This is a genomic window from Rhodanobacter glycinis (genome assembly GCF_900114325.1).
GTDB lineage: Bacteria > Pseudomonadota > Gammaproteobacteria > Xanthomonadales > Rhodanobacteraceae > Rhodanobacter_A > Rhodanobacter_A glycinis.
The window spans coordinates 12,474-33,146 of the sequence record NZ_FOSR01000009.1; the positions used below are offsets into that span (position 1 = coordinate 12,474).

At 65.1% G+C, this 20,673-nt stretch carries 23 protein-coding genes; 10 read left to right on the top strand and 13 right to left on the bottom strand.

The window, feature by feature from the left end:
* The first annotated feature begins 129 nt into the window (after positions 1-129).
* From BMY90_RS10690 to BMY90_RS10700, 4 genes are all read left to right on the top strand, one after another.
* Positions 130-597 carry an RDD family protein gene (locus BMY90_RS10690; RefSeq protein ID WP_092704072.1) on the top strand — a complete coding sequence of 156 codons (468 nt, stop codon included), beginning with the start codon at positions 130-132 and terminating at the stop codon, positions 595-597.
* 57 nt (positions 598-654) lie between these two features.
* Entirely contained in the window at positions 655-963 is a 309-nt protein-coding gene (locus BMY90_RS17055) for a hypothetical protein (RefSeq protein WP_139201737.1), read from the top strand.
* Positions 964-1,010: 47 nt separating this feature from the next.
* Entirely contained in the window at positions 1,011-1,253 is a 243-nt protein-coding gene (locus tag BMY90_RS10695) for a DUF6429 family protein (RefSeq protein ID WP_092703887.1), read from the top strand.
* 309 nt (positions 1,254-1,562) lie between these two features.
* On the top strand, positions 1,563-2,012 hold the full coding sequence (locus BMY90_RS10700) for a DUF6491 family protein (protein WP_092703889.1): 450 nt from the start codon (positions 1,563-1,565) through the stop codon (positions 2,010-2,012).
* Between the two features lie 224 nt (positions 2,013-2,236).
* On the opposite strand, the gene BMY90_RS10705 is transcribed toward BMY90_RS10700, so the two are convergent.
* The 3 genes from BMY90_RS10705 to BMY90_RS10715 form a co-directional block, all read right to left on the bottom strand.
* A complete protein-coding gene (locus BMY90_RS10705; protein ID WP_092703891.1) occupies positions 2,237-2,671 on the bottom strand; it encodes a hypothetical protein in 435 nt (144 codons plus the stop codon).
* A gap of 65 nt (positions 2,672-2,736) precedes the next feature.
* On the bottom strand, positions 2,737-4,923 hold the full coding sequence (gene rlmKL, locus BMY90_RS10710; protein ID WP_092703894.1) for a bifunctional 23S rRNA (guanine(2069)-N(7))-methyltransferase RlmK/23S rRNA (guanine(2445)-N(2))-methyltransferase RlmL: 2,187 nt from the start codon (positions 4,921-4,923) through the stop codon (positions 2,737-2,739).
* Positions 4,920-5,447, bottom strand: a complete 528-nt coding sequence (locus BMY90_RS10715) for an alpha/beta hydrolase (protein WP_092704074.1) — start codon at positions 5,445-5,447, stop codon at positions 4,920-4,922. The genes rlmKL and BMY90_RS10715 overlap by 4 nt, the downstream gene beginning before the upstream one ends.
* 86 nt (positions 5,448-5,533) lie before the next feature.
* Here BMY90_RS10715 and BMY90_RS10720 point away from each other — a divergent pair, with 86 nt between their 5' ends.
* The 4 genes from BMY90_RS10720 (at position 5,534) to BMY90_RS10735 (ending at position 8,461) form a co-directional block, all read left to right on the top strand.
* The gene (locus BMY90_RS10720) at positions 5,534-6,094 is read left to right on the top strand and encodes an N-acetylmuramoyl-L-alanine amidase (protein ID WP_092703897.1); all 561 of its coding nucleotides are present in this window, start codon (positions 5,534-5,536) and stop codon (positions 6,092-6,094) included.
* A gap of 113 nt (positions 6,095-6,207) precedes the next feature.
* Positions 6,208-7,074 (top strand): acyl-CoA thioesterase II, encoded by an 867-nt coding sequence (gene tesB, locus BMY90_RS10725; protein ID WP_008208615.1) that lies wholly within the window; start codon positions 6,208-6,210, stop codon positions 7,072-7,074.
* 16 nt (positions 7,075-7,090) lie between these two features.
* Positions 7,091-7,495, top strand: coding sequence for a hypothetical protein (locus BMY90_RS10730; protein WP_008208613.1), 405 nt, complete (start codon positions 7,091-7,093; stop codon positions 7,493-7,495).
* A gap of 249 nt (positions 7,496-7,744) precedes the next feature.
* Positions 7,745-8,461, top strand: coding sequence for an arginyltransferase (locus BMY90_RS10735; RefSeq protein WP_092703900.1), 717 nt, complete (start codon positions 7,745-7,747; stop codon positions 8,459-8,461).
* 81 nt (positions 8,462-8,542) lie between these two features.
* On the opposite strand, the gene BMY90_RS10740 is transcribed toward BMY90_RS10735, so the two are convergent.
* The 4 genes from BMY90_RS10740 to BMY90_RS10755 all read right to left on the bottom strand — a co-directional run bounded on the left by BMY90_RS10740 (position 8,543) and on the right by BMY90_RS10755 (position 12,294).
* Positions 8,543-10,051: an FMN-binding glutamate synthase family protein gene (locus tag BMY90_RS10740; protein ID WP_092703902.1), complete on the bottom strand. Its 1,509-nt coding sequence runs from the start codon at positions 10,049-10,051 to the stop codon at positions 8,543-8,545.
* A 76-nt stretch (positions 10,052-10,127) separates the two neighbouring features.
* On the bottom strand, positions 10,128-11,309 hold the full coding sequence (purT, locus tag BMY90_RS10745) for a formate-dependent phosphoribosylglycinamide formyltransferase (protein ID WP_092703904.1): 1,182 nt from the start codon (positions 11,307-11,309) through the stop codon (positions 10,128-10,130).
* A 121-nt stretch (positions 11,310-11,430) separates the two neighbouring features.
* On the bottom strand, positions 11,431-11,862 hold the full coding sequence (locus tag BMY90_RS10750; RefSeq protein WP_092703905.1) for a hypothetical protein: 432 nt from the start codon (positions 11,860-11,862) through the stop codon (positions 11,431-11,433).
* A gap of 51 nt (positions 11,863-11,913) precedes the next feature.
* Complete coding sequence (locus BMY90_RS10755) at positions 11,914-12,294, bottom strand: DUF423 domain-containing protein (RefSeq protein ID WP_008213255.1); 381 nt, start codon at positions 12,292-12,294, stop codon at positions 11,914-11,916.
* 83 nt (positions 12,295-12,377) lie between these two features.
* Between BMY90_RS10755 and BMY90_RS10760 the strand changes: the two genes are divergently transcribed.
* Positions 12,378-12,986 (top strand): SCO family protein, encoded by a 609-nt coding sequence (locus tag BMY90_RS10760; RefSeq protein WP_008213256.1) that lies wholly within the window; start codon positions 12,378-12,380, stop codon positions 12,984-12,986.
* A gap of 2 nt (positions 12,987-12,988) precedes the next feature.
* Entirely contained in the window at positions 12,989-13,438 is a 450-nt protein-coding gene (locus tag BMY90_RS10765; RefSeq protein WP_092703907.1) for a copper chaperone PCu(A)C, read from the top strand.
* Between the two features lie 132 nt (positions 13,439-13,570).
* Here BMY90_RS10765 and BMY90_RS10770 read toward each other — a convergent pair whose 3' ends face one another.
* From BMY90_RS10770 to BMY90_RS10795, 6 genes are all read right to left on the bottom strand, one after another.
* Positions 13,571-14,443, bottom strand: a complete 873-nt coding sequence (locus tag BMY90_RS10770; protein ID WP_092703909.1) for a cytochrome c oxidase assembly protein — start codon at positions 14,441-14,443, stop codon at positions 13,571-13,573.
* 108 nt (positions 14,444-14,551) lie between these two features.
* Positions 14,552-16,453, bottom strand: a complete 1,902-nt coding sequence (locus tag BMY90_RS10775) for a GldG family protein (RefSeq protein WP_092703911.1) — start codon at positions 16,451-16,453, stop codon at positions 14,552-14,554.
* Position 16,454: 1 nt separating this feature from the next.
* Positions 16,455-17,189 (bottom strand): ABC transporter permease subunit, encoded by a 735-nt coding sequence (locus BMY90_RS10780; protein WP_092703913.1) that lies wholly within the window; start codon positions 17,187-17,189, stop codon positions 16,455-16,457.
* Positions 17,186-18,118: an ABC transporter ATP-binding protein gene (locus tag BMY90_RS10785; protein WP_008213261.1), complete on the bottom strand. Its 933-nt coding sequence runs from the start codon at positions 18,116-18,118 to the stop codon at positions 17,186-17,188. The genes BMY90_RS10780 and BMY90_RS10785 overlap by 4 nt, the downstream gene beginning before the upstream one ends.
* A 171-nt stretch (positions 18,119-18,289) precedes the next feature.
* The gene (locus BMY90_RS10790; protein WP_092703915.1) at positions 18,290-19,708 is read right to left on the bottom strand and encodes an SRPBCC family protein; all 1,419 of its coding nucleotides are present in this window, start codon (positions 19,706-19,708) and stop codon (positions 18,290-18,292) included.
* Between the two features lie 282 nt (positions 19,709-19,990).
* The gene (locus BMY90_RS10795) at positions 19,991-20,632 is read right to left on the bottom strand and encodes a response regulator (RefSeq protein ID WP_008213048.1); all 642 of its coding nucleotides are present in this window, start codon (positions 20,630-20,632) and stop codon (positions 19,991-19,993) included.
* Positions 20,633-20,673: the final 41 nt, after the last annotated feature.

A 20,673-nucleotide genomic window follows, 5' to 3' on the forward strand; every position in this document is an offset into this window, starting at 1 on the left:
ATCGTTCTCATGTAGTAAATTCTGCGCACCTTCACGCGACAAGCCGTCCAAATGTGCCTCGTCGCAGTCGTCTAACATCTCGTTCGAGGCGCCCTCCCAATTCCAGCGTTGATACCTAAGGAGAGCTTCATGCAGGAAAGCGATTTCGAGTACGTAGGCTTCTGGCCACGGGTTGGCGCATCCATCATCGATACCATCATCGTGTTCATCATTACCGCACCGCCGCTGCTCGCCATCTACGGTTGGGGCTACTTCATAAACAATAATGGACCGCTTGTTGCCGGTCCCGCTGACTTCTTGCTTTCTTGGGTTTTGCCTGCTGTGGCCGTCATCCTCTTCTGGCTTTACAAGCAAGCCACCCCTGGCAAGATGGTAGTGTCTGCCCGAGTAGTGGACGCAAGAACCGGGGAAACGCTCACCGTCGGCCAATCGATCGGTCGTTACCTTGCATACTTCGTCGCGATTCTGCCCCTTTTCCTCGGCATCATCTGGGTTGCTTTCGATCCTCGCAAGCAGGGTTGGCACGACAAATTGGCCGGTTCTGTCGTTGTTCGCCCCAAGCACCGTGGCCCTGAGCCAGTTAGGTTCGGCGGCTAACCAACCGGTGTCCACCTCTGCGCATGAAATCTCTCAATCTCACCGCCAGGTGCAGGTATGGAAACTCAATCACACAACGTACCGTCCCGGGTGGCAGTTCGCTGGCCGTTCCGCATCCTTGCCGCCATCATCGTCTTGGCGGGGCTTGTTGCGGTCGTGGGCGCAACGCTTGCATGGTGGTCCCATGGCGCGGGCTTACCCAAGTGGCGAATGCTGTTCGCGCTTCCAGGCGTCGCCTGGCTGATTCGCATGGCGTGGACGTCTGCCATCCGCGGTCGTCCACCGGTATCCGAGTATTGGCCGTTTGCCTCCCAAAACATTTTCACGGTGTACGTCATCGTTTTTCTGGTGGCTTCGTACGCCTGATCCATCCGCAAGCGAATCGCTCCGCAGGCTTTGAGGAGGCTCCCGACATGACCTACGACCAATCGCAAATCGACGATGCAGTGCTCGCGCTACTTGCAGCATTCAGTTTTGACGGGTACCGGGCATGGAAAGGGTTTGACTTTGATGTCATGGATCGCCTGTGTGAGCAGGGCTTCATCGACAACCCGGTGGGCAAAGCCAAGTCGGTTTGGCTCACCCCGGAAGGTCTTGCGCGCGGCCGCGCCTTGGCCGAGCGCCTGTTTTGCGCCAGCCCACGCCATCCCGGCTGATATCTCATCCGAGGCGGGTGGCTGCACCGCCGCCCAACTTGCCAACTCCCCCTTGAACTTGATCGGTCATGGCCGGGAGTTCTGCATGCGTTACGCGCTTTTGATCTGCGATTTCGATGGCACGCTGGCGAATACGCGCAAGGCTGTATGGATGTGAATGCACGCTGCCACCACCGGAAGTGGGGGAGGCTTGCCGTCCCCGGATGCCGGCCACTGGCATTGCGCGCCCCGGTGGTCGATCATCGGACGCGTTGATGGCCCGGGATGACCGGGGAACCATCACCACCCACATGACTGACGAGGTGTCCCATGAAATCCATCGTCACCGCACTATCCCTTCTGGCATTCGCCTGCGCTTCCGGCGTTTCGGCGGCGCCCGCCACATCGCATGACCCGGCTTACCATCCGCTACGCCCGGTGTCCTCGTGCCTGCAAACCGATCACATCAACGAGTGGTACATCGTGGATGCGCGCACGGCCATCGTTCGCACCGGGCCGGATCGCTTTCTGGTGAAACTGCAGTCCGATTGCCCGCGTCTGGGCTATCCGCCCAAGGGGTTGATCTTCCACTCGAACCCGGCCAACCAGGCGGTGATGCCGTGGCGCATCTGCGGCGAAGTTGGCGAAACCGTGCGCTCGCGCAACCAGCCACCGTGCGCGATCCAGTCGGTCAGCAAGATCGACAAGGCCGAGTTCGACCGTCTGCGCAAACATGCCGTCCGGCACGGCACGGGCGCGAACCAGCCGAGCAAGCCCTGAATCTCGTCCCGTCATCCATCGGCAGGAGCGGCTTCAGCCACGATGCTTTTGGCAGGGCGTCCGAACAGCCCTGAAAAGCATCGCCCGCGAGCGGGCTCCTGCCGGCGAAACAGTGTTGTCCGAGGGGATGTTGAACCGTCCCTCGCAGTTGGCACGGCCCAGACGCACGAAGCCCGGCATGGAGCCGGGCTTCGTTTTGCACCTTTGCAGACTGGAACGAGCGATCAGTTGCCGTAGTAACCGTCGTCGCGGACGTAACGCGTCGGCCCGTTGTCGTAGACCACGGTACGTGTGGTCACTACGCGACGCGTGACAGGACCACTTTCGTAAACCACCGGCGCACCGTTCTCGTAGACCACGGTGGAAGGCGGCCCGTAGACCACAGGCGGCTGCGTATACACCACGGGCGGACTCAAGGCATTGCTGACCAGGCCCGCGACCGCGCCGGTGATGAGGGCGCCGGCAATCCAGCGGCCACCGCTCCAATGGCCGCCACGGTAGTAATGGCCGTGATAGCCACCATGATAACCACCGTGGTAACCACCGTGATAGCCGCCGCCATGACCCCAGCCGTGCGCCGAAGCGCCCAGCGGCATCGCCACCGCCGCAGCCAGCCCAAGGCTGATCGCCATCCACTTGCCGAGAGATTGCTTGGTCATGGGAGACCTCCGGTTGTTCATGGGTTCCATGCTGGGCCGGCGGCACTTAATCCAAACTGAAGGGTTCACTTTTTGATGCGGGCGCCGTCCCAGGGATTCACGTCCACGTCAGGGCGATGCGGCCTGAGTAGCCAGCAGCCGTGGATATCGGCCCGGCGAGCGAAATCGAAGGGGATGCTGGGCGCGCTCCAGTCCTCGATCTCGAACCGTTCCGCCAACGCTTCGTGGTCGAGCTTGAAGCGGCGGAAATTGTTGGAAAAAACGATCACGCCATCGCCGGCCAGGCGCTCGCCGCAGGCTTCCAGCAGCTTCACGTGGTCGCGCTGCACATCGAAATCGTCGGCGCGCTTGGAGTTGGAGAACGTCGGCGGATCGACGTAGATCAGCCCGTAATGCGTTTGATCGCGTTGCAGGAAGGCCAGCGCATCGGCCTGCATCAGGCGATGCTTGGCGCCGGTGAAGCCATTCAACGCCAGGTTGCGCGAGGCCCAATCCAGATACGTGGCGGACAGGTCGACACTGGTGGTGTCGCGTGCACCGCCGGCCGCGGCGTACACGCTGGCCGTGGCGGTATAGGCGAACAGGTTGAGGAAGCGACGGTCCTTGGCAAGCTCGCGCAGCTTCGCGCGAACCAGGCGGTGATCAAGGAACAGGCCGGTGTCGAGATAGTCGGTGAGGTTGACGCGGAACGTGAGCGCGCCCTCCTCCACGTCGATGAACTCGCCGCGCTGGTCGAACTGGCCGTACTTGGAGCCGCCCTTGCCACGCTCGCGCATCTTCAATGCGATGCGTTCGCGCGGCACGCCGAAGACCTCGCCCGCCACGCGCACCACCTCGCGCAGACGGGCTCGCGCCGTCTCGACCGGAATCTCGGCCGGGGCGCGATATTCCTGGATATGCAGATGGTCGTGGCCGCGGGTGTCACCGTAGACATCGATGGCGACGGCGTATTCGGGCAAGTCCTGGTCGTAGCCGCGCCAGCACTGGATGCCTTCGCGTTGCACCCGTTTGCGCAGGTGACGCAGGTTTTTCTCCAGCCGGTTCTTCAGCATCTGCGCGCCGGGCGACAGCGGCTTCGCTTCGCGCGGGGTTTCATCGCGCGCATGCAGTTCGAAGGTGAGCAGCACGGTTTCCAGCGCGCCGTTGTAGAGCGCGTATTTCTTGTCCGCGCGCAACGCCAGCGCGCGACCCAGCTCGGCATCACCCGCCAACACGGCCGCGCGCCAGCCAGTGAAGCGCGTGCGCAAGGTGTCGCCGACGGCGCGATACAACGCAGGCATCTGCGCGCGTTCGCCCAGGCGTTCGCCATACGGCGGATTGGTGACGACCAGGCCGGTAGTCACACCCGGCGGCGGCGCGGCGTGCGCCACGTCGCGCTTCTCCAGCGTGAAGAAGCCGGCCACGCCCGCCTCCTGCGCGTTGCGCTTGGCGGTCTGCACCATGCGTGGATCGGCATCGGAGCCGAAGAAGCACGGGCGCAAGCTGCGCAGGCCGGCTTCGGCGCGCTGGCGCGCCTCGTCCAGCAGGCCACGCCACAACGCGATGTCATGCTGCTGCCAGCCAAGGAACCCGTAGTAGTCGCGGTGCAGGCCGGGTGCCACGTCGGCCGCCATCCACGCGCCCTCGATCAGCAAGGTGCCCGAGCCGCACATGGGATCGAGCAGCGCACCGCCAGCGGCGTAGGTTTCCGGCCAGCGCGCGCGCAGCAGGATCGCGGCAGCGAGGTTTTCCTTCAGCGGCGCCTCGCCCTGCAGCTCGCGCCAACCGCGTCGGTGCAATGGTGAACCGGCCAGATCCAGCGACACGATGGCGCGATCACGGCGCAAGTGCAGGTTGATGCGCACATCCGGCTCGTCGGTATCCACGCCCGGACGCGTGCCGTCCTTCTGGCGGAACTGGTCGACCACGGCGTCCTTCACCCGCTGGGCGATGAACTGGCTGTGGGTGAGCTTGCTCTGCGCAGTGTGCGCATCCACCGCCAGGGTGGCATGGGCGGCCAGGTGCAGCGACCAGTCGATAGCCTGCACGCCGGTGTACAGCGCATCGTCATCGGCGGCGTCGAATTCGGCCAGCGGCATCAGGATGCGGCTGGCCAGGCGCGACCACAGGCATGCGCGGTAGCCGGTTTCCAGCGTGCCGGAGAAGTACACCCCGGCCAGCGCCTCGCGGACATCCTGCGCGCCCATGGCGACCAGTTCGTCGCGCAACAGGTATTCCAGGCCCTTCGGGCAGGTGGCGAAATAGGCGTTCAAGCGGAGGCTGCCAATGTCGTGAGGAAATGACGGAACTGGGCGGCGATCATGTCCATGCTGTCGATCAGTCGGTGATTGTCGTCAAGCACCACCAGCGGCAGGTGGCGACGGCCCGCAAATGCATGCACGCCAGCCAGCGGGCAGACTTCGTCGCGCCAGCCGTGGATCAGCAATGTCGGCACGTCCGCGCGCGCATCGAACGCACGCGGATAACCGGGGATCGCGCTGGGCGTGGCCAGCAGGAACAGGCCGGCCACCGGCACATCGAGCGAGGCCAGGCCGGAAGCGAATGCGCCCATGCTGGAGCCCACCAGCACCGGCGCGACCGGGCTGGCCTCGATGGTGGCGCGCAGGCGGGCGATGCGTGGCGCCACCGATCCGGCAAAACCGCGCGCATCGTCGTGGCGGTAGTCCGGCCGCTGCGTGTCCCAGCCCAGCGACTCGGCCAGTGCGGCCAGCGCACTGACCTTGGTGGCGTCGGGGCTGGAATCCGAGCCGTGCGAAAGAATGATCCGGCCGCGCATCGCGGTCTCCATGGCATGGTGCTGAGGCGCCCATGATAGCCGGCAACCGTGCGAGACTCCGGTTTCCGTCCCTTTTCCGCCACCGCATGTCCATCCCTATCCACGACCAGCTGCTGCCCTACGTCACGCAGTTGCCTGAACGCCCGGCCGAAGCCGTGACCCTGGTGGTGATCCATTGCACCGAGCTGCCCGACCTGGCCACGGCCCGCGAATACGGTGAGAAGGTGCTGTACGACAGCGGCGCCGGCAACAGCGGCCATTACTACATCGACCGCGATGGGGCGACATACCGCTACGTGCCAGGCACCCGCATTGCCCACCACGTGCGCGGCCGCAATGCGGAATCGATCGGTATCGAACTGGTGAACAGCGGCCGCTATCCAAACTGGTTCGACTCGCGCCAGCAGATCATGCGCGAGCCCTACACCGACGCACAGATCACCGCGCTGCGCGAACTGCTGACGATGCTACGGGAAACATTCCCGAACCTGCGCCATATCGCCGGCCACGAAGACCTGGACACCGCAATGGTGCCAGCCAGCGACGATGCTTCACGACAGGTATCGCGCAAGCTCGACCCGGGCATCCGGTTCCCGTGGAACGAAGTGCTGGAAGGCAGCCGGCTGGAGCGGCTGACCCGGCGCTGAGGGGACCCATCCGGCCCGAAAGAAGACATCCCGCTGGGGTCTCGACGAACCGGCGCAGGCAGCGAGTGCCGCCCGGCTATAATCACCGCATTACCCGGCATCCAGGCTCCCCCATGCGCGAAGAACACGTCAACGAACTGGTTCAACTGCTCCAGCTCGAACGACTGGAGGACAACCTGTTCCGCGGCCAGAGCCGCGACATCGGCACGCGCTTCGTGTTCGGCGGCCAGGTGCTGGGACAGGCGCTGGCCGCGGCGCAGCAGACGGTGGATGCCTCGCGCGAAGCCCATTCGCTGCATGCGTATTTCCTGCGTGCTGGCGACATCGAGGCGCCGATCGTCTACAGCGTGGAACGCACCCGCGACGGCGGCACGTTCTCGGCACGACGGGTGGTGGCGATCCAGCACGGCCAGCCGATCCTCAACGGCTCGATTTCGTTCCAGGTACCGGAAAAGGGCTTCGAGCACCAGGTCGCGATGCCGGAAGTGCCCGCCCCCGAAGACCTGGAGCCGATGCGCCACCTGCCGCCGGACGAGCTGGCCAAACTGCCGGTGAAATTGCAGCGCTGGCTGGGCATCGACGGGCCGTTCGAGTTTCGCCAGGTGTGGCCGCGCGACGAACTGCACCCGCCCAAGCGCCCGCCGATCCAGCACATCTGGTTCCGCCTCACCGCCCCGATCGGCGATACCGCGATCCTGCATCGCGCCCTGCTCGCCTATGCCTCGGATTTCCACCTGATCGGCACGGCCACGCTGCCGCACGGCATCTCTTACCTCACCAGCAACGTGCAGATGGCCAGCCTCGACCACGCGATGTGGTTCCATCGCCCGTTCCAGGTCGACGAGTGGCTGCTGTATTCGTTCGACAGCCCGACGGCCCAGGGCGGCCGCGGCCTGGCTCGCGGGCAGATTTTCAGCCGTGACGGCCGGCTGGTGGCCTCCACCGCGCAGGAAGGCCTGATCCGCCTGCACAAAGACTGACCGGAAGACTTGCCGCATGCGCCAGCTCTATACCTCTCCACGCCAGGAAAACATCGACCGCGTGGTGGCCCTGATGACCGAACAGGGCATCGAGACCAAGGTGATGAACCGCTCCAACTGGAACCGGCCCACCTACCAGCGCTTCAGCTATACGCACCGCGACAACCAGCCCGGCAACGAGCGCGAGAGCTGGCCGCAGGTGTGGATATGCCATGCCGACGATTACACCCAGGCCCGCGTGCTGCTGCGCGGACTGGGCATCGAGCCGACCACCCGCCACGCCGAGGAGCTGGCTGCCGCGCGTGATCCCTCGCCGGCTGCGCGGCGCAAATACACCGTGGCCAGGGTGCGGCGCATCGTGCTGCTGGCGATCGGCGCCGTGTTCGTGCTGGCGATGCTGCGTTCGCTGCACCTGTTCTGAGGATTTGCGCCGGATGCCGACCGGGCCTTGCACTGGCAAGGCTTCTTCACGGATGCAAGGCGCGTTCTGCGCCTGGGAGCGTGGGCGGTAGAAACTTTCGAGGCGAAAAAGTGGCTGCGTGAGGACAGATTTTCGACGATTCGCCGGCCCATAGTGGTTCTATGGGCCAAGAAGCGGCGGAAATATGGACCACACAGACACTTTTGCAGCCCGGAAGATTTCTGCCGCCCACGCTCCTAGAATCGGACCATGCGCTCCGATCCCGTCCGCCTGTTCCAGACCCTGCCACACGCCTGCGGCTACTACGCCGAGCGTACGGCGCAGAACCTGGTGCTCGATCCGGCGGCGCCGCAACTGGACAAGATCTATGGCTCGGCGCTGGAACACGGCTTCCGTCGCGCCGGCGGCCACCTGTATTTTCCGCACTGCCCGCAATGCCGCGCCTGCACACCCTGCCGCATCGACGTGGAAAAGTTCGCGCCCGATCGTTCGCAGCGTCGCTGCCTGAAGCGCAATGCCGACCTGAGCCTCATCGAGGTCACGCCGGGCTACAACCACGAACGCCACGCGCTGTACCGCGATTACCTGCAAAGCCGCCACGCCGGCGGTGGCATGGACGAAGCCGACGCCAGCGACTTCCGCCGTTTCCTCACCGCACCGTGGAGCCCTACCGTGTTCCTGGAACTGCGGCTGGGCGAGCGTCTGCTGGGCGTGGCCGTGACCGACATCTGCCCGAATGGCGTATCGGCCGTGTACACCTTCTTCGACCCGGCAGAAGCGGCCCGCGGCCTCGGCACGTTCGCGATCCTGCAGCAGGTGGAACTGGCTCGCCGGCGTGGCTTGGCGTGGGTGTATCTCGGCTTCTGGATCGCCGGCCATCCGAAGATGGATTACAAGCGGCGCTTCCGGCCGCTGCAGGTGCGCAGGGCCGACGGCTGGCACGAGACGAGGGATTCTGAGGAGTGAGTGGAGAGAAGTGAGAAGTGAGAGAGAGCAAAACCACTGCGCAACCTGCATGGCTTTCTCTCACTCCTCACTTCTCTGAACTCACTTCTCAGCTCTCACCGGATACGGAAACAGCTTCACCAGTGGCACCGACACGCCGTCGTTGCCCATCACGCGGCAATGCGTGCGATCGAGTTGGCGCGGGTCATCCAGGCCGCAACTGTGGGCAATGATGCCGACCTCGTGCATCACGTTCCTGGCGTAGTTCGCCACCTTTTCGGTCTTGTCGGTGACCACCAGTCCGCGCTGCAACTTCGGGTCCTGCGTGGTGATGCCGGTGGGACAGGTGTTGCGATTGCACTGCAGCGACTGGATGCAGCCCAGCGACAGCATGAAGCCACGCGCGGAGTTGACGAAGTCCGCGCCCATCGACAGCGCCCACGCCACGTCGTAGGCGGTAATCCGTTTGCCCGAGCAGATCACCTTGACGCGGTCGCGCAGGTCGCGCTCGATCAGCAGGTTGACCAGTTGCGGCAGTGCTTCCTGCAACGGCAGGCCAACGCCCTCCATCAGGGTTTGCGGTGCGGCGCCGGTGCCGCCTTCGGAACCGTCCACGATGATGAAGTCCGGCGCGCTCTCGATGCCGCGCCTGCCCACCTCGTCGCACAGTTCCTCGATCATGCGCATGTCGCCGAACACCGCCTTGAAGCCGGTCGGCTTGCCGGTGAGATCGCGGATGTGCGCGATGGAATCCATCAGCTGCGACACGTTGGCAATGTCCAGGTGACGGTTCGGGCTTTGCGAATCCTGGCCCACGGGAATGCCGCGGATCGCGGCGATCTCCGGCGTGACCTTGGCTCCCGGCAGCAAACCGCCCATGCCCGGCTTGGCGCCCTGGCCAAGCTTGATGCTGACCATCTTCACCTGCTTGTGCGCGCAGATATCCTGCAGCTTCTGGTCGTCCAGCTGGCCGTCCGGCGTGCGCACGCCGTACTTGGCGGTGCCGATCTCGAACACGATGTCGCAACCGCCTTCCAGGTGATACGGCGCCAGGCCGCCTTCGCCCGTGTCCATCCAGATACCGGCTTTGGCCGCACCATGCGACAAGGCCCGCACCGCCGGCGCCGACAAGGCGCCGAAGCTCATCGCCGAGATGTTGAAGAACGCGGTGTGCTCATACGGCTCGCGCGCATACGGCCCGATGCGCAGCGGCTTGGCATCCACGTGATGATCACCCAGCGCGGGAAACGCCGCGTTGACGAAAAACGGCACGCCTTCGGCACGTAGGTCGCGGGTGGAACCGAATGCGGCGGTGTTCTCCGCATTCTTCGCCGCCCGATACACCCACACGCGCTCGGCACGATTGAACGGCAGTTCCTCGCGATCGCTGGAGTACAGGTATTGCCGGAAAAATTCGCCCAGGCGCAGGAAGCCGTAGCGAAAATGCCCAACCACCGGAAAGTTGCGCAGCACGGAATTGGACGACTGGTTGCGGTCCACCAGCCACGTGATCAGTATCACCACCACGCCGATGGCGAAGGCCAGCAGGAATACCACCGCCACCGCTTCCACCAGCGCTACCAGCCAGTGCGCAAAACCCGTTGCTTCCATTGTCGTCCTCCGTCCGGAGCGGCCACAGCCGCCATGACATCAGTGAGCAGCTGTGCTGCATGGTTATCCCGTGATGCTACAGGGTTACGCGCAGGGTCCGCGCCGCACGCACCGCTTTCGCCTTCGCCGCCTCGATATCCGCATCGCGTGCCAACGTCACCGCCATGCGCCGGCGCCCCTTCACCTCCGGCTTGCCGAAGATGCGCAATTGCGTGTCCGGTTCGGCCAGCGCGTCGGCCACGCCGTGATACTGCGGCGCCCGCCCGTCACCTTCCACCAGCACCGCGCACGAGGCGGATGGCCCGAGCTGGCGAATCACCGGAATCGGCAGGCCAAGAATCGCGCGCGCATGCAGGGCGAATTCGGACAGGTCCTGCGAGATCAGCGTCACCAGCCCGGTGTCGTGCGGGCGCGGGCTGACCTCGGAAAAGATCACCGCATCGCCTTTCACGAAAAACTCCATGCCGAACACGCCCCAGCCGCCCAGCGCGGCGGACAAGGCGCCGGCCTGTCGCTGTGCTTCGGCCAACGCTGCGGCGGCTACCGGCTGCGGCTGCCACGACTCGCGATAGTCGCCGTCTTCCTGGCGATGGCCGATCGGCTCGCAGAAGCTGGTGCCGTCGCGATGGCGCACGGTCAGCAAGGTGATCTCGGCATCGAAATCGACGAAGCCTTCGACGATCACCCGGCCCTTGCCGGCGCGCCCGCCCGATTGCGCGTACTCCCATGCATGCTGCAAACCATCGGCATCGCGCACGATGCTCTGGCCCTTGCCCGACGAACTCATCACCGGCTTGATCACGAACGGGAAACCGATCGCCTTTGCCGCGGCGCGGTATTCGTCTTCGGTATCGCAGAAACGATACGGCGACGTCGGCAAGCCCAGTTCCTCGGCCGCCAGCCGGCGGATGCCTTCGCGGTCCATCGTCAGCCACGCGGCGCGCGCCGTGGGGATCACGTGCAGGCCGTCCTTTTCCATCTCGACCAGGGTCGGCGTATGGATGGCCTCGATCTCCGGCACCACCAGATCGGGCTTTTCCTGCTCGATCACCGCACGCAGGGCGGCACCGTCGAGCATGTCGATCACGTGGCTGCGATGCGCCACCTGCATCGCCGGCGCGTCGGCGTAGCGATCCACCGCGATCACCTCCACCGCCAGCCGCTGCAGCTCGATCGCGACTTCCTTGCCCAGCTCGCCCGCGCCCAGCAGCAGCACGCGCACGGCATGGTCGGAATAAGGGGTACCGAACGGCTTCATCCGGATATCTCCGCGCAAAGCGACATTGTACGGGCAGCAGGCAGGTTACCAACGCACCCGGCTGGCGCATTGGGCCGGCCCGCTTCCCGTCATTTGCGGAAGCAGCCGTTTTTGACAGGATTCAGCGGGCTTCGGTCGTGCCAGGCAACGGTCGCCACGACAACTGCGGAAGATGCAGCAGGCGCAGCCCGGGATGGGCCGTACTGGTGACGAACAGCCAATTGTCTTCCAGCACGATGTCCTTGACGCCAGCCACCCGCAGGCGTCGCAGGGGGCGACCGTCCGCGGCGTCGTAAACCACCAGTTCGCCCGTGTCGGGCTTGGCCATCAGCAGCCAGTCACGCCCTTCGCCGCGCCAATGCGCGAAAGTGTGTCCGTTTGCGGCCGATCCGTTCGCGGTCGATGGAAGCGGCGTTGCCAGCCAGGCAGCGCCCAGAACCAGCGTCATGGCCAGCGTCGCGATGACGAGCCGAGCACGCCATCCGAAGCGCGGCGACGACGTGAATCCAGTCGCCGCATGTGGCATCGACAAAGAGGGCAGGCTCATGTCCATGCCTCGATGCTCGCAGCCAGCCATGACAGCCGCGTGACGGCTGCCCCGCCATCAGCGGCCTGATCGCTGCCCCAGAGTCAGACCCAGCGCGATCCAGCCGACGATGAAAGCCACGCCGCCAAACGGCGTGACGATGCCGGTCCAGCGCGGCGCGCCCAGCGCCAAGGCATAAAGGCTGCCGCTGAACAGCACGATGCCAATGGCAAACGCAGCGACGGCGCAACGCCCCGTCCGCCCGCTGCCCACCCATGCGGCCAATCCCAGCGCCAGCGCATGCCAGAAATGGTATTCCACAGCGGTGTGCCACAACTCGCGATGATCCGCATCGAGCACGCCACGCAACGCATGCGCACCGAAGGCACCGAACAACACGGCGCTGGCACCGGCCACGCCGGTCAGCAGCCCAGCGCGCGAGTGGACAATTTGTCGCATGAGCGGGGTTTCCTGGTGTTTTCGGCCGACGCACCGAAAGCGCCGGCGTATGCTGGAATGAACGCAACCGTCCGGATTCTCGCATGAAGCTGTCGCGCACCGCCCTGTTCGCCCTGCTGCCATTACTGCTCATCGCCAGCCTGCTGCTGGCCGGCTGCCAGCACGAGCCCCCGCCGTGGCAACTCACCAGCATTCGCGGGCATATGCCCGACCTGTCGTTCAAGCTCACCGACGACAGCGGCAAGAGCGTCACCGCCGCCGACTACAAGGGCAAGGTGACCCTGCTGTACTTCGGCTACACGCATTGCCCGGATGTGTGCCCGCTCACCCTGGCTCACTTGCACGCCGTGATGCAGAAGCTCGGCAAGCAGGCCGATGACGTGCGCATCCTGTTTGTCACCGTGGACCCGGCGCGCGATACGCCGGCCGTGCTGCACGACTACGTGCGCGCCTTCGACTCGCACGCCATTGGCCTCACCGGTTCGCCAAGCACCATCGAATCACTGGTGAAGCGCTACCGCGCCTCGTTCTCGCGCGAACCGGACAAGCACGACAGCGGCTACGAAGTGAGCCACAGCTCGGCCATCTATATCTTCGACCGCGCCGGCAAGGCCCGCTTGCTGGCCACGCCGGCCGATACCCAGCCCCAGCTCGTGCATGACCTGCACCTGCTGATCAGCAGCGGAGATTGACCATGCAGCGCCATCACTTTTCGCTGTTGCTCGCCGGACTGCTGCTGGCCGGCGGCGCCCGCGCCGCCCAGGCCGACCACGTCAAGGCCAGTCACGCCTGGATCCGCCTGCTGCCGGCCGGCCTGCCCGCCGGCGGTTACGTCACGCTGGACAACGACGGCAGTCAGGCCGCACGGCTGACCAACGCCAGCAGCCCCGATTACGCCAGCGTGATGCTGCACCAGAGCACCGAGCACAACGGCATGAGCCAGATGACCATGCTTGATCATCTCGACGTGCCCGCGCACGGCATGGTGTCACTGGCACCGGCCGGCTATCACCTGATGATGATGAAGGCCGACCGTGCGTTGAAGCCTGGCGACAAGGTCAAGGTGATCCTGCGCTTCGCCGACGGCAGCACCCTGCCCGTCGATTTCCTTGCACGCCCGGCCAACGCCACCGGCGAAGGCTGACGCACCCTTCAGGCGCGTTCCTCACCGAATCCGTGCAGGAGCGCACCCTGTGCGCGAAAGGCTCTTGGTCACGTCTCGCGAAAAGCCATTCGCGCACGACCGCAGGAAGTCCCTTGTGGACAGGGTGCGCTCCTACGAAAGCGGACTGACCACGTCCGTCTCCACACCGCGTCGCAGGCGCGAGTCGCGGCGGATCCGGCCGCTGCGCGACAAGCGCAGCCAATGCTGCATCGCCATCAGTGCGCCGATGCTTTCCACCATCGCCGCCGGCACCCAGATGATCAGGCCACCGATCATCTGGCCGGTCAGCACGTTGAAACTGAAAGCACGACCGCACACTTCGAAGATCGGATAAAGATCGTGCCGCGAGAACGTGATGATCGCGCCGGCCAGGATCTGCGGCGACATCGTGATGCCCGGCGACAGCACGCGCATTCCTGCCACCATCCGCCCCGGCGGATGCGACCGGTGATCCAGCACCAGCCACCAGTAGACGAAACCGCTGACGATCATCGACCAGTTCATGAAGCGGTATACGCGCCAATCCAGCATCGCCAGCGTCTGGAACCACGGCACCAGCCAGATCAGGATGAACACCACGAACAGCAGCGTCGCCACCACGGGATTGAACAACACGCCGCTGATGACGCGCCAGACCAGCGAGCGCTGCGCCGGCCGCAGCCAACGCGCCCGCCACGACAGCGGCAACCCCGCGCGCAGCACGCTGCCCGGGCACGAGGCCACGATGACCAACGGCACGATGTGGTGCAGCAGCAATTGCTGCAGGCGGTGCATGAAGAACTCATGCTCGGCGTAGAAATCGAGGTAGGTGTGCAGCGTCAGGTACATCATCGCCATGCCGCACCAGAACGTGACCTGCCGCCCGGTGCCCACCCGCAAGCGCCGGCTGCCGCGCCAATACAGCACGCAGGCCAGCACGAAGGTGATCAGGAAGGTCCAGGAGAACTCCCACGGCACCAGCCATTTCAGCAAGATCGCGATCATTGACCCTTCCACGCCGACATCGGCGACAACGACCCAGCATAACGCGTGGCCGTGCCCGCCTCGCCCCGCCGTGCTTGCGGCAGATTGCCGCCCGGCAACCCGTGCGGGTCAGCGCCCGCCACGCCGGTTGCGACGCATCCGGCGCCAGCCGTAGAGCAGGCCGATCAGCACCAGCAGCGCCGGCACCAGCACGATGTTGATCACCTTAAGGCGGAAACCCAGCGCATCGATCTCGGCGTTGAGCTGGTGCTGCACGTCACGCAGCTCCTTGCTGATCGCCAGCTTGCGCTTGAGGAATTGCTCGATCTCGCGCTTCTGCTCTGCACTGGCCGTGCTGTCGTGGTCGCCCTTGACCGGCTGCAGTTCCGCCAGCCGCTGCTTGGTCTCGGCCAGCTCGCTTTCCAGTTCCTGCTTCTTCTGCAGGAATTTCCGGTCGGCGGCGCGCTGCAGTGACTCCACGCGGGTAAACGGGCGCTGCGAGGTGGCACGCCCGCGGATCGACAGCAACGCCGACGAACCGCTGAGGTTGTCCACCAGGTTGGTGACGAAATCGCCATTGTTGGCGATCGCGACCAGGGTGGGCTGGCCGAGGAAGGTCTGCGTGTCCACCCACAGTCGATCGGTCAGCAGGTCCGTATCGGCCACCAGAATCACTTCGCTGTCGGGCTTGGACGCGGCCAGGTGACCCGGCTGTCCGGCACGATCCGGGAACGCGCTGGTGAAGGTGCCGCGCAGGCGCGCGGCGATCGTGTAGAGCTGATTGGCCGGCTGATAACCCTGCAGCAGCGAAGCGGGATCGCTGCTGGCCTCGATCACCCGCTGCGCCGGCACCAGCTCGGCGTCGGCACTGCTTTGCAGCAGCGGAATCAGGCGCGTGGTGGCATGCGGAGCCAGGTCGAAATGACCGGCGCTGGACACATTCACGCGCTGCAGGCTGGCGGTCACCACATCGTCATGGTTCAGTTCCTGCGTGCCCAGGCCAAGCATCGCCGGATGGGTGAGATTCACCCCGGCCAGTTCGATCGGCAATGCGCGCGCGCGGTCCAGCAGCACCTGGGTCGGGTCGTAGAGCACGCCCCAGTCGGCAAACAGTTTCGGCAGATCGGAATTGTGATCGTCCGTGGCACCGGTTTCGGCATTGATGTACGGCGTGGTGTCGGACTCCGCATCCGGATCGACGAACACCACCAGGTGCCCGCCGCCCAGCACGTATTGGTCCAGCGCGTATTGCGCATCGTCCGACAGGTGCTTCGGATGGATCAGCAGCAGTACCTTGATGTCGGCGGGCACGCGCTTGAGCTTGGCCGGATCCAGCGATTCCACGTCGAACAGTTGCTGCAACTGGCGCATCACCGTCCACGGCGGCTTGCCGAGGATGGGGTTGCCCAATACCGGCAAGCTGCTGATCACGCCGATGTGCGGCTTGTCCGGCTCGTTCAATTCGTACAGCAGTTTGGCGATGTCGTATTCGAGGAACACCTCGCGCGAGGGATCGAAGAACGGAATCGACAGGGTGCGTCCTCCGGCCACGGTCGCGTCATCCGGATCCTGCTCGCTGTCGATACCCGGCGGCAAGGTGCTGCCGACCAGGCCGAAGAACACCCGCTCGCCATTGCTGCCGCCACTGGCCGCGGTGAGGCCGTTGCCTTCGGCGCTGGCCTCGTCGTCGGAATACGGCACCGGGTCGACCACGCGCAGGCGGATCCGGCCATGCGAGCGCGCCACCATTTCCTGCAGCATCTCGTTGACGCGCTGCTCGTAACTGCGCAGCTGCGGCAGGTCCCGCGTGGCGTGTTCGGAGAAATACAGGGTGAGTCGCAGCGGGCGATGCAGGCTGTCGATGATCCGCTTCGTGCCGGGCGCCAGCGTGTACAGATGATCGGTGGTCAAATCCACCCGCGCCGGCCCGACCCAGCGGCTGCTGCCCAGCACCACGGCGACATACGCCAGCACCAGCAGCACCAGGGCACTGATCAGGACCGGACGGCGACGGAGGTGAAGGCGGCCCATCTCAGCGCATCCGTTTCAGGTCGAGCACCAGCACGCCGGCGGTCAGCCACGCCACGATGGTGAGCAGGAAATACAGCAGGTCGCGCACATCCAGCACACCGCGGGCGATCGCCTCGAAGTGACGCAACAGGCTGAGGTGCGCCACCGCGTTGACCAGCTTGCGCGGCAGCGTGCCCTGGAAGAAATCGATCACCTGCGCCTGCCCGGCGAGGATCAGCAGCACGCATACCAGCGCGGTAAGAATGAATGCCACCACCTGGCTGCGGGTCAGCGTGGAAATGCACGTGCCGATGGCCAGGAACGCGCCGGCCATCAACCAGCTGCCGAGGTAACCGGCCACGATCACGCCATTGTCCGGCGAGCCGAGATAGTTCACCGTGATCCAGATCGGGAAGGTCAGCAGCAGCGCCAATCCCACGAACAACCATGCCGCGAGGAACTTGCCCAGCATCGCCTGTAGCAGGGTCACCGGCAGCGTCAGCAGCAGTTCCAGCGTGCCGCCCTTGGCCTCCTCGGCCCAGATCCGCATCGACACCGCCGGCACCAGGATCAGGTACAGCCACGGATGCATCGAGAAGAACGGCTGCAGGTCGGCCTGCCCGCGCTCGTAAAAATCGCCCACGTAGAAGGTGAGGATGCCCGCCAGCACCAGGAAGATCACCAGGAATACATAGGCCACCGGCGTCACGAAATAGCTGCGCAATTCGCGCCGGGCCACCGCCATCACCGGATTCATGCCGGCACCTCATCGCCCAGCGTGATCTGCCGGAACACCTCGTCCAGGCGGCCACGTTCAAGCTGGATCTCGGACACTTCCAGTCCCTGCTCGCGCAGCAATTGCTCGACCGGCTCCAGGATGCGCTCGCCGGGTCGTGGAAACACCGTGACGCGGCCATCCAGCGGATCCACTTCGACCCCGGCCACTTGCGGCAGGCGCCCCAGCATTTCCTGCGACACGCCACTCCCCGCGGCACTGAACGACACCGCCCCGTGATAGCGCGAACGTGCCTCCAGCTCTGCCGGCGTGGCGTCGGCCAACAGCTTGCCGCGGGCGATGATCACCACGCGGTTGCACAACGCGTGGACTTCTTCCAGCAGGTGGGTGGAGATCAGGATGGTGCGTTCGCGCGCCATCGCGTCGATCAACTGGCGCACGGCGTGCTTCTGGTTCGGATCGAGACCATCGGTGGGTTCGTCCAGCATCAGCACCGGCGGGTCGTGCAGGATCGCCTGGGCCAGGCCCACACGGCGGCGCAGGCCTTTCGACAAGGTGTCGATGCACTGCTCCAGCACTTCTTCCAGTTGCAGCCGCCCCACCACTTCATCGAACCGACGGCGCCCCACATCGGCCTTGAGGCCACGCACGCGCGCGATGAAAACCAGGAACTCGCGCACGGTCATCTCGCCGTAGCTGGGTGCGCCCTCGGGCAGGTAGCCCAGGGCACGGCGCGCGGCCAGCGATTCGCGCTGCACGTCGTGCCCGCACACGCGGGCGGTGCCCGAACTCGGCGCGAGGAATCCGGAGATCATGCGCATGGCCGTGGACTTGCCCGCACCATTGGGCCCCAGCAGGCCAAGCACCTGGCCGGGCTCGGCGCGAATGCTCAAGGCATCCACCGCAACGAGGTGGCCATAGCGACGGGTGAGCTGGTCGGTCTCGATCATGTCCGGGCTAAGTGGGAAGGGATGCGCGCGGCGAAATCACGGCGCTCTGCAATGTACCGCATGACGCCGCAAAAGTTCTTCCCGACACGTGGATGCTGCAGCGTGGAAACAGCGGAAACGAAAAGGCCCTCCCCGCGAGGGAAGGGCCTTTCATCGTGCCAGCGGTAGCGCTTACTGCGCGCTGCTGGCCGCAGCCGGTGCGGCGCTGGAACCGGCCGGTGCCGGGGCGGAACCCGCCGCGGCCGGAGCCTGGTCGCCACTGGCGTCCAACGAAGGCTGGGCAATGCCGGCAGCCTGTTCCGGCGTCTGCTGCGGCAGCGTGCCACCGTTGGCCGAATCGGTGATCGGCAGGTAGACGTCAAACTTGGCGTAAGTGGTGATGTTGCCCTTGTCGTCCTGCACTTCCGGCTGCACCTGGATGTCGTACAGGCGGTGGACCACTTCGTCGTACTTGTAGCCGTGGGTCTGCGCGTAGGCCTTCAGCATGTCGCGGGTCTGCGGCACGCCGGCGGCGGTGCCGTTCCACACGCCTTCCAGCGCGGGACCACCGAACGCCAGGGTGGCGCGCACCTTGCCGTCCACGACCAGGCGGCCATCCTTGTCCAGCTCGCCCGGCTTCAGCACCACCGCGGCGGCGGGTGCACTGCTGGAGCTGTCCGAAGCCGGTGCGCTGCTGCTCTCGACCGGAGCCGTGCCGTCGGCGGACAGGGCCGGCTGCTTGGCGGCCGCCAGCGTGTAGCTCTGGCCATTGATGGTCAGGTCGCTGGCGTCGATCGGCAGCGCGACGTCGAAGCTGTAGGTCTCGTCACCGTAGTTGGTGGTGAAGGTGATGCGCGGACCGGTCACATTCACGCCGAGCTTCTTGGCCGCGGCCTTGATCGCGGTGAGGTCGGTGTTCATCACGTCGTCCAGACCGGCCAGGCCGTCCTTGCGCGGGCTGGAGTCGGAAATCAGCAGCACCGGCGTCGGCTTGGTCTGCACGATGTACGGAATCAGGTCGCTGTAGTCGACGTTCGGCACCGCGGCCAGCACGTTCTGCAGGTTGCTCAGGCTGTACTGGATCAGCGAATCCGGATCGCCATGGATGTACAGGCGCGAATAGCGGTTGATCAGGTTGAAGCCATAGGCCACGTCATACGACCAGGTGATCTTGGTCAGCTTGCCCTGGCGGCCCTGACGATCCAGATCGATCGTGAAGTGCTTGTCGTTGCCGTGCCAGTTGTTGTCCAGGTTCCAGATGATCGTGGCGTGCTTGACGGTCGGATCGATCTTGTTGAAGTCCGGCTGCGCGCTGGCGATGGTCAGCTTGCCGTCGCCCACCTTGTCGTTGCCACCCGTCCACGACAGCGTGGCACCCGGGCCGAAGGCCGGGCCGGACAACGCATACTGGATCTTCGGGTCGTCGCTGCGTTGCGTGCTGTAGTCGGGGAAGCGACGGAGGTTGTCCATCACATCATAGACTTGGCGAATGTCCTTGCCGACTACCAGCGACCGATCCACATGGCCGGTGCTGGGCATGACAAAGCCCGCCACGACGCCAAGAACGGCGACGATAATCAGGGCAACAATGATTTCCAGAACACGCGTCATTCCAGGGGTCTCCGAACGTCTTCTTCTCGACATGATGCGTCACTGGCCACCGGGCATCGGGAAAATCCCGCGGGAATGCGCCCAAGCGTGGCCCAGCAACGCCGAAGCCACCGATGTTACTTGCTCGCGCGCCCGAACGCTACGGCCTGCGAAAACACCCTCGAATTGGCGCCAGAGCGCGCCATTCAGCCGTCCGGATGGCCATCACGGCATCGCCCGAAAAACCATGCGCACGCGCATGTCGCGCGAAAATCCCTCGCCCCGCCCATGGCGGCCAAGTCCCTAGACGATGCCCAGTTCCAGCGCCTTGAGCACCGCCCGGGTGCGATCGCGCACGCCCAGCTTGGACAGGATGTTGGAAACGTGGTTCTTCACCGTCCCCTCGGCCACCTTCAGCGAATTGGCGATTTCCTTGTTGGAATAGCCACCGGAAAGCAGGCGCAGGATCTCGGTTTCGCGTTCGGTCAGCGGATCGGGCTGCTCCAGGCTGGTGAATTGGTTCTGCATGCGCCCCACCCCGGCCAGCAGGCGCTGGGTGACCATCGGCGCCACCAACGAGCCGCCCGCAGCTACGGTGCGCACCGCCTCCACCAGTTGCTCCAGCGACACATCCTTCAGCAGATAACCGCGCGCGCCGGCCTTCAGGCCCTGCAGCACCAGTTGGTCGTCATCGAAGGTGGTGAGAATGATGGTGGGCGGCAACTCGTTGCGGGCGGCCAGCGCCTGCAGCACTTCCAGACCACTCATGTTGGGCATGCGCAGGTCCAGCAGCACCACGTCCGGTTTCACCCGCGGAATGTCCTGCACGGCCTGGGCACCATCGGCGCATTCGGCCACCACGCGGATGTCCTCGGCCAGATCGAGCAGCGAGCGGACGCCCTGGCGTACCAGGTTCTGGTCGTCGACGAGACAGACGGAGATCATCGTGAATCCTCGTGGCAAAAGCGGCACGTCATGTGCCGTGG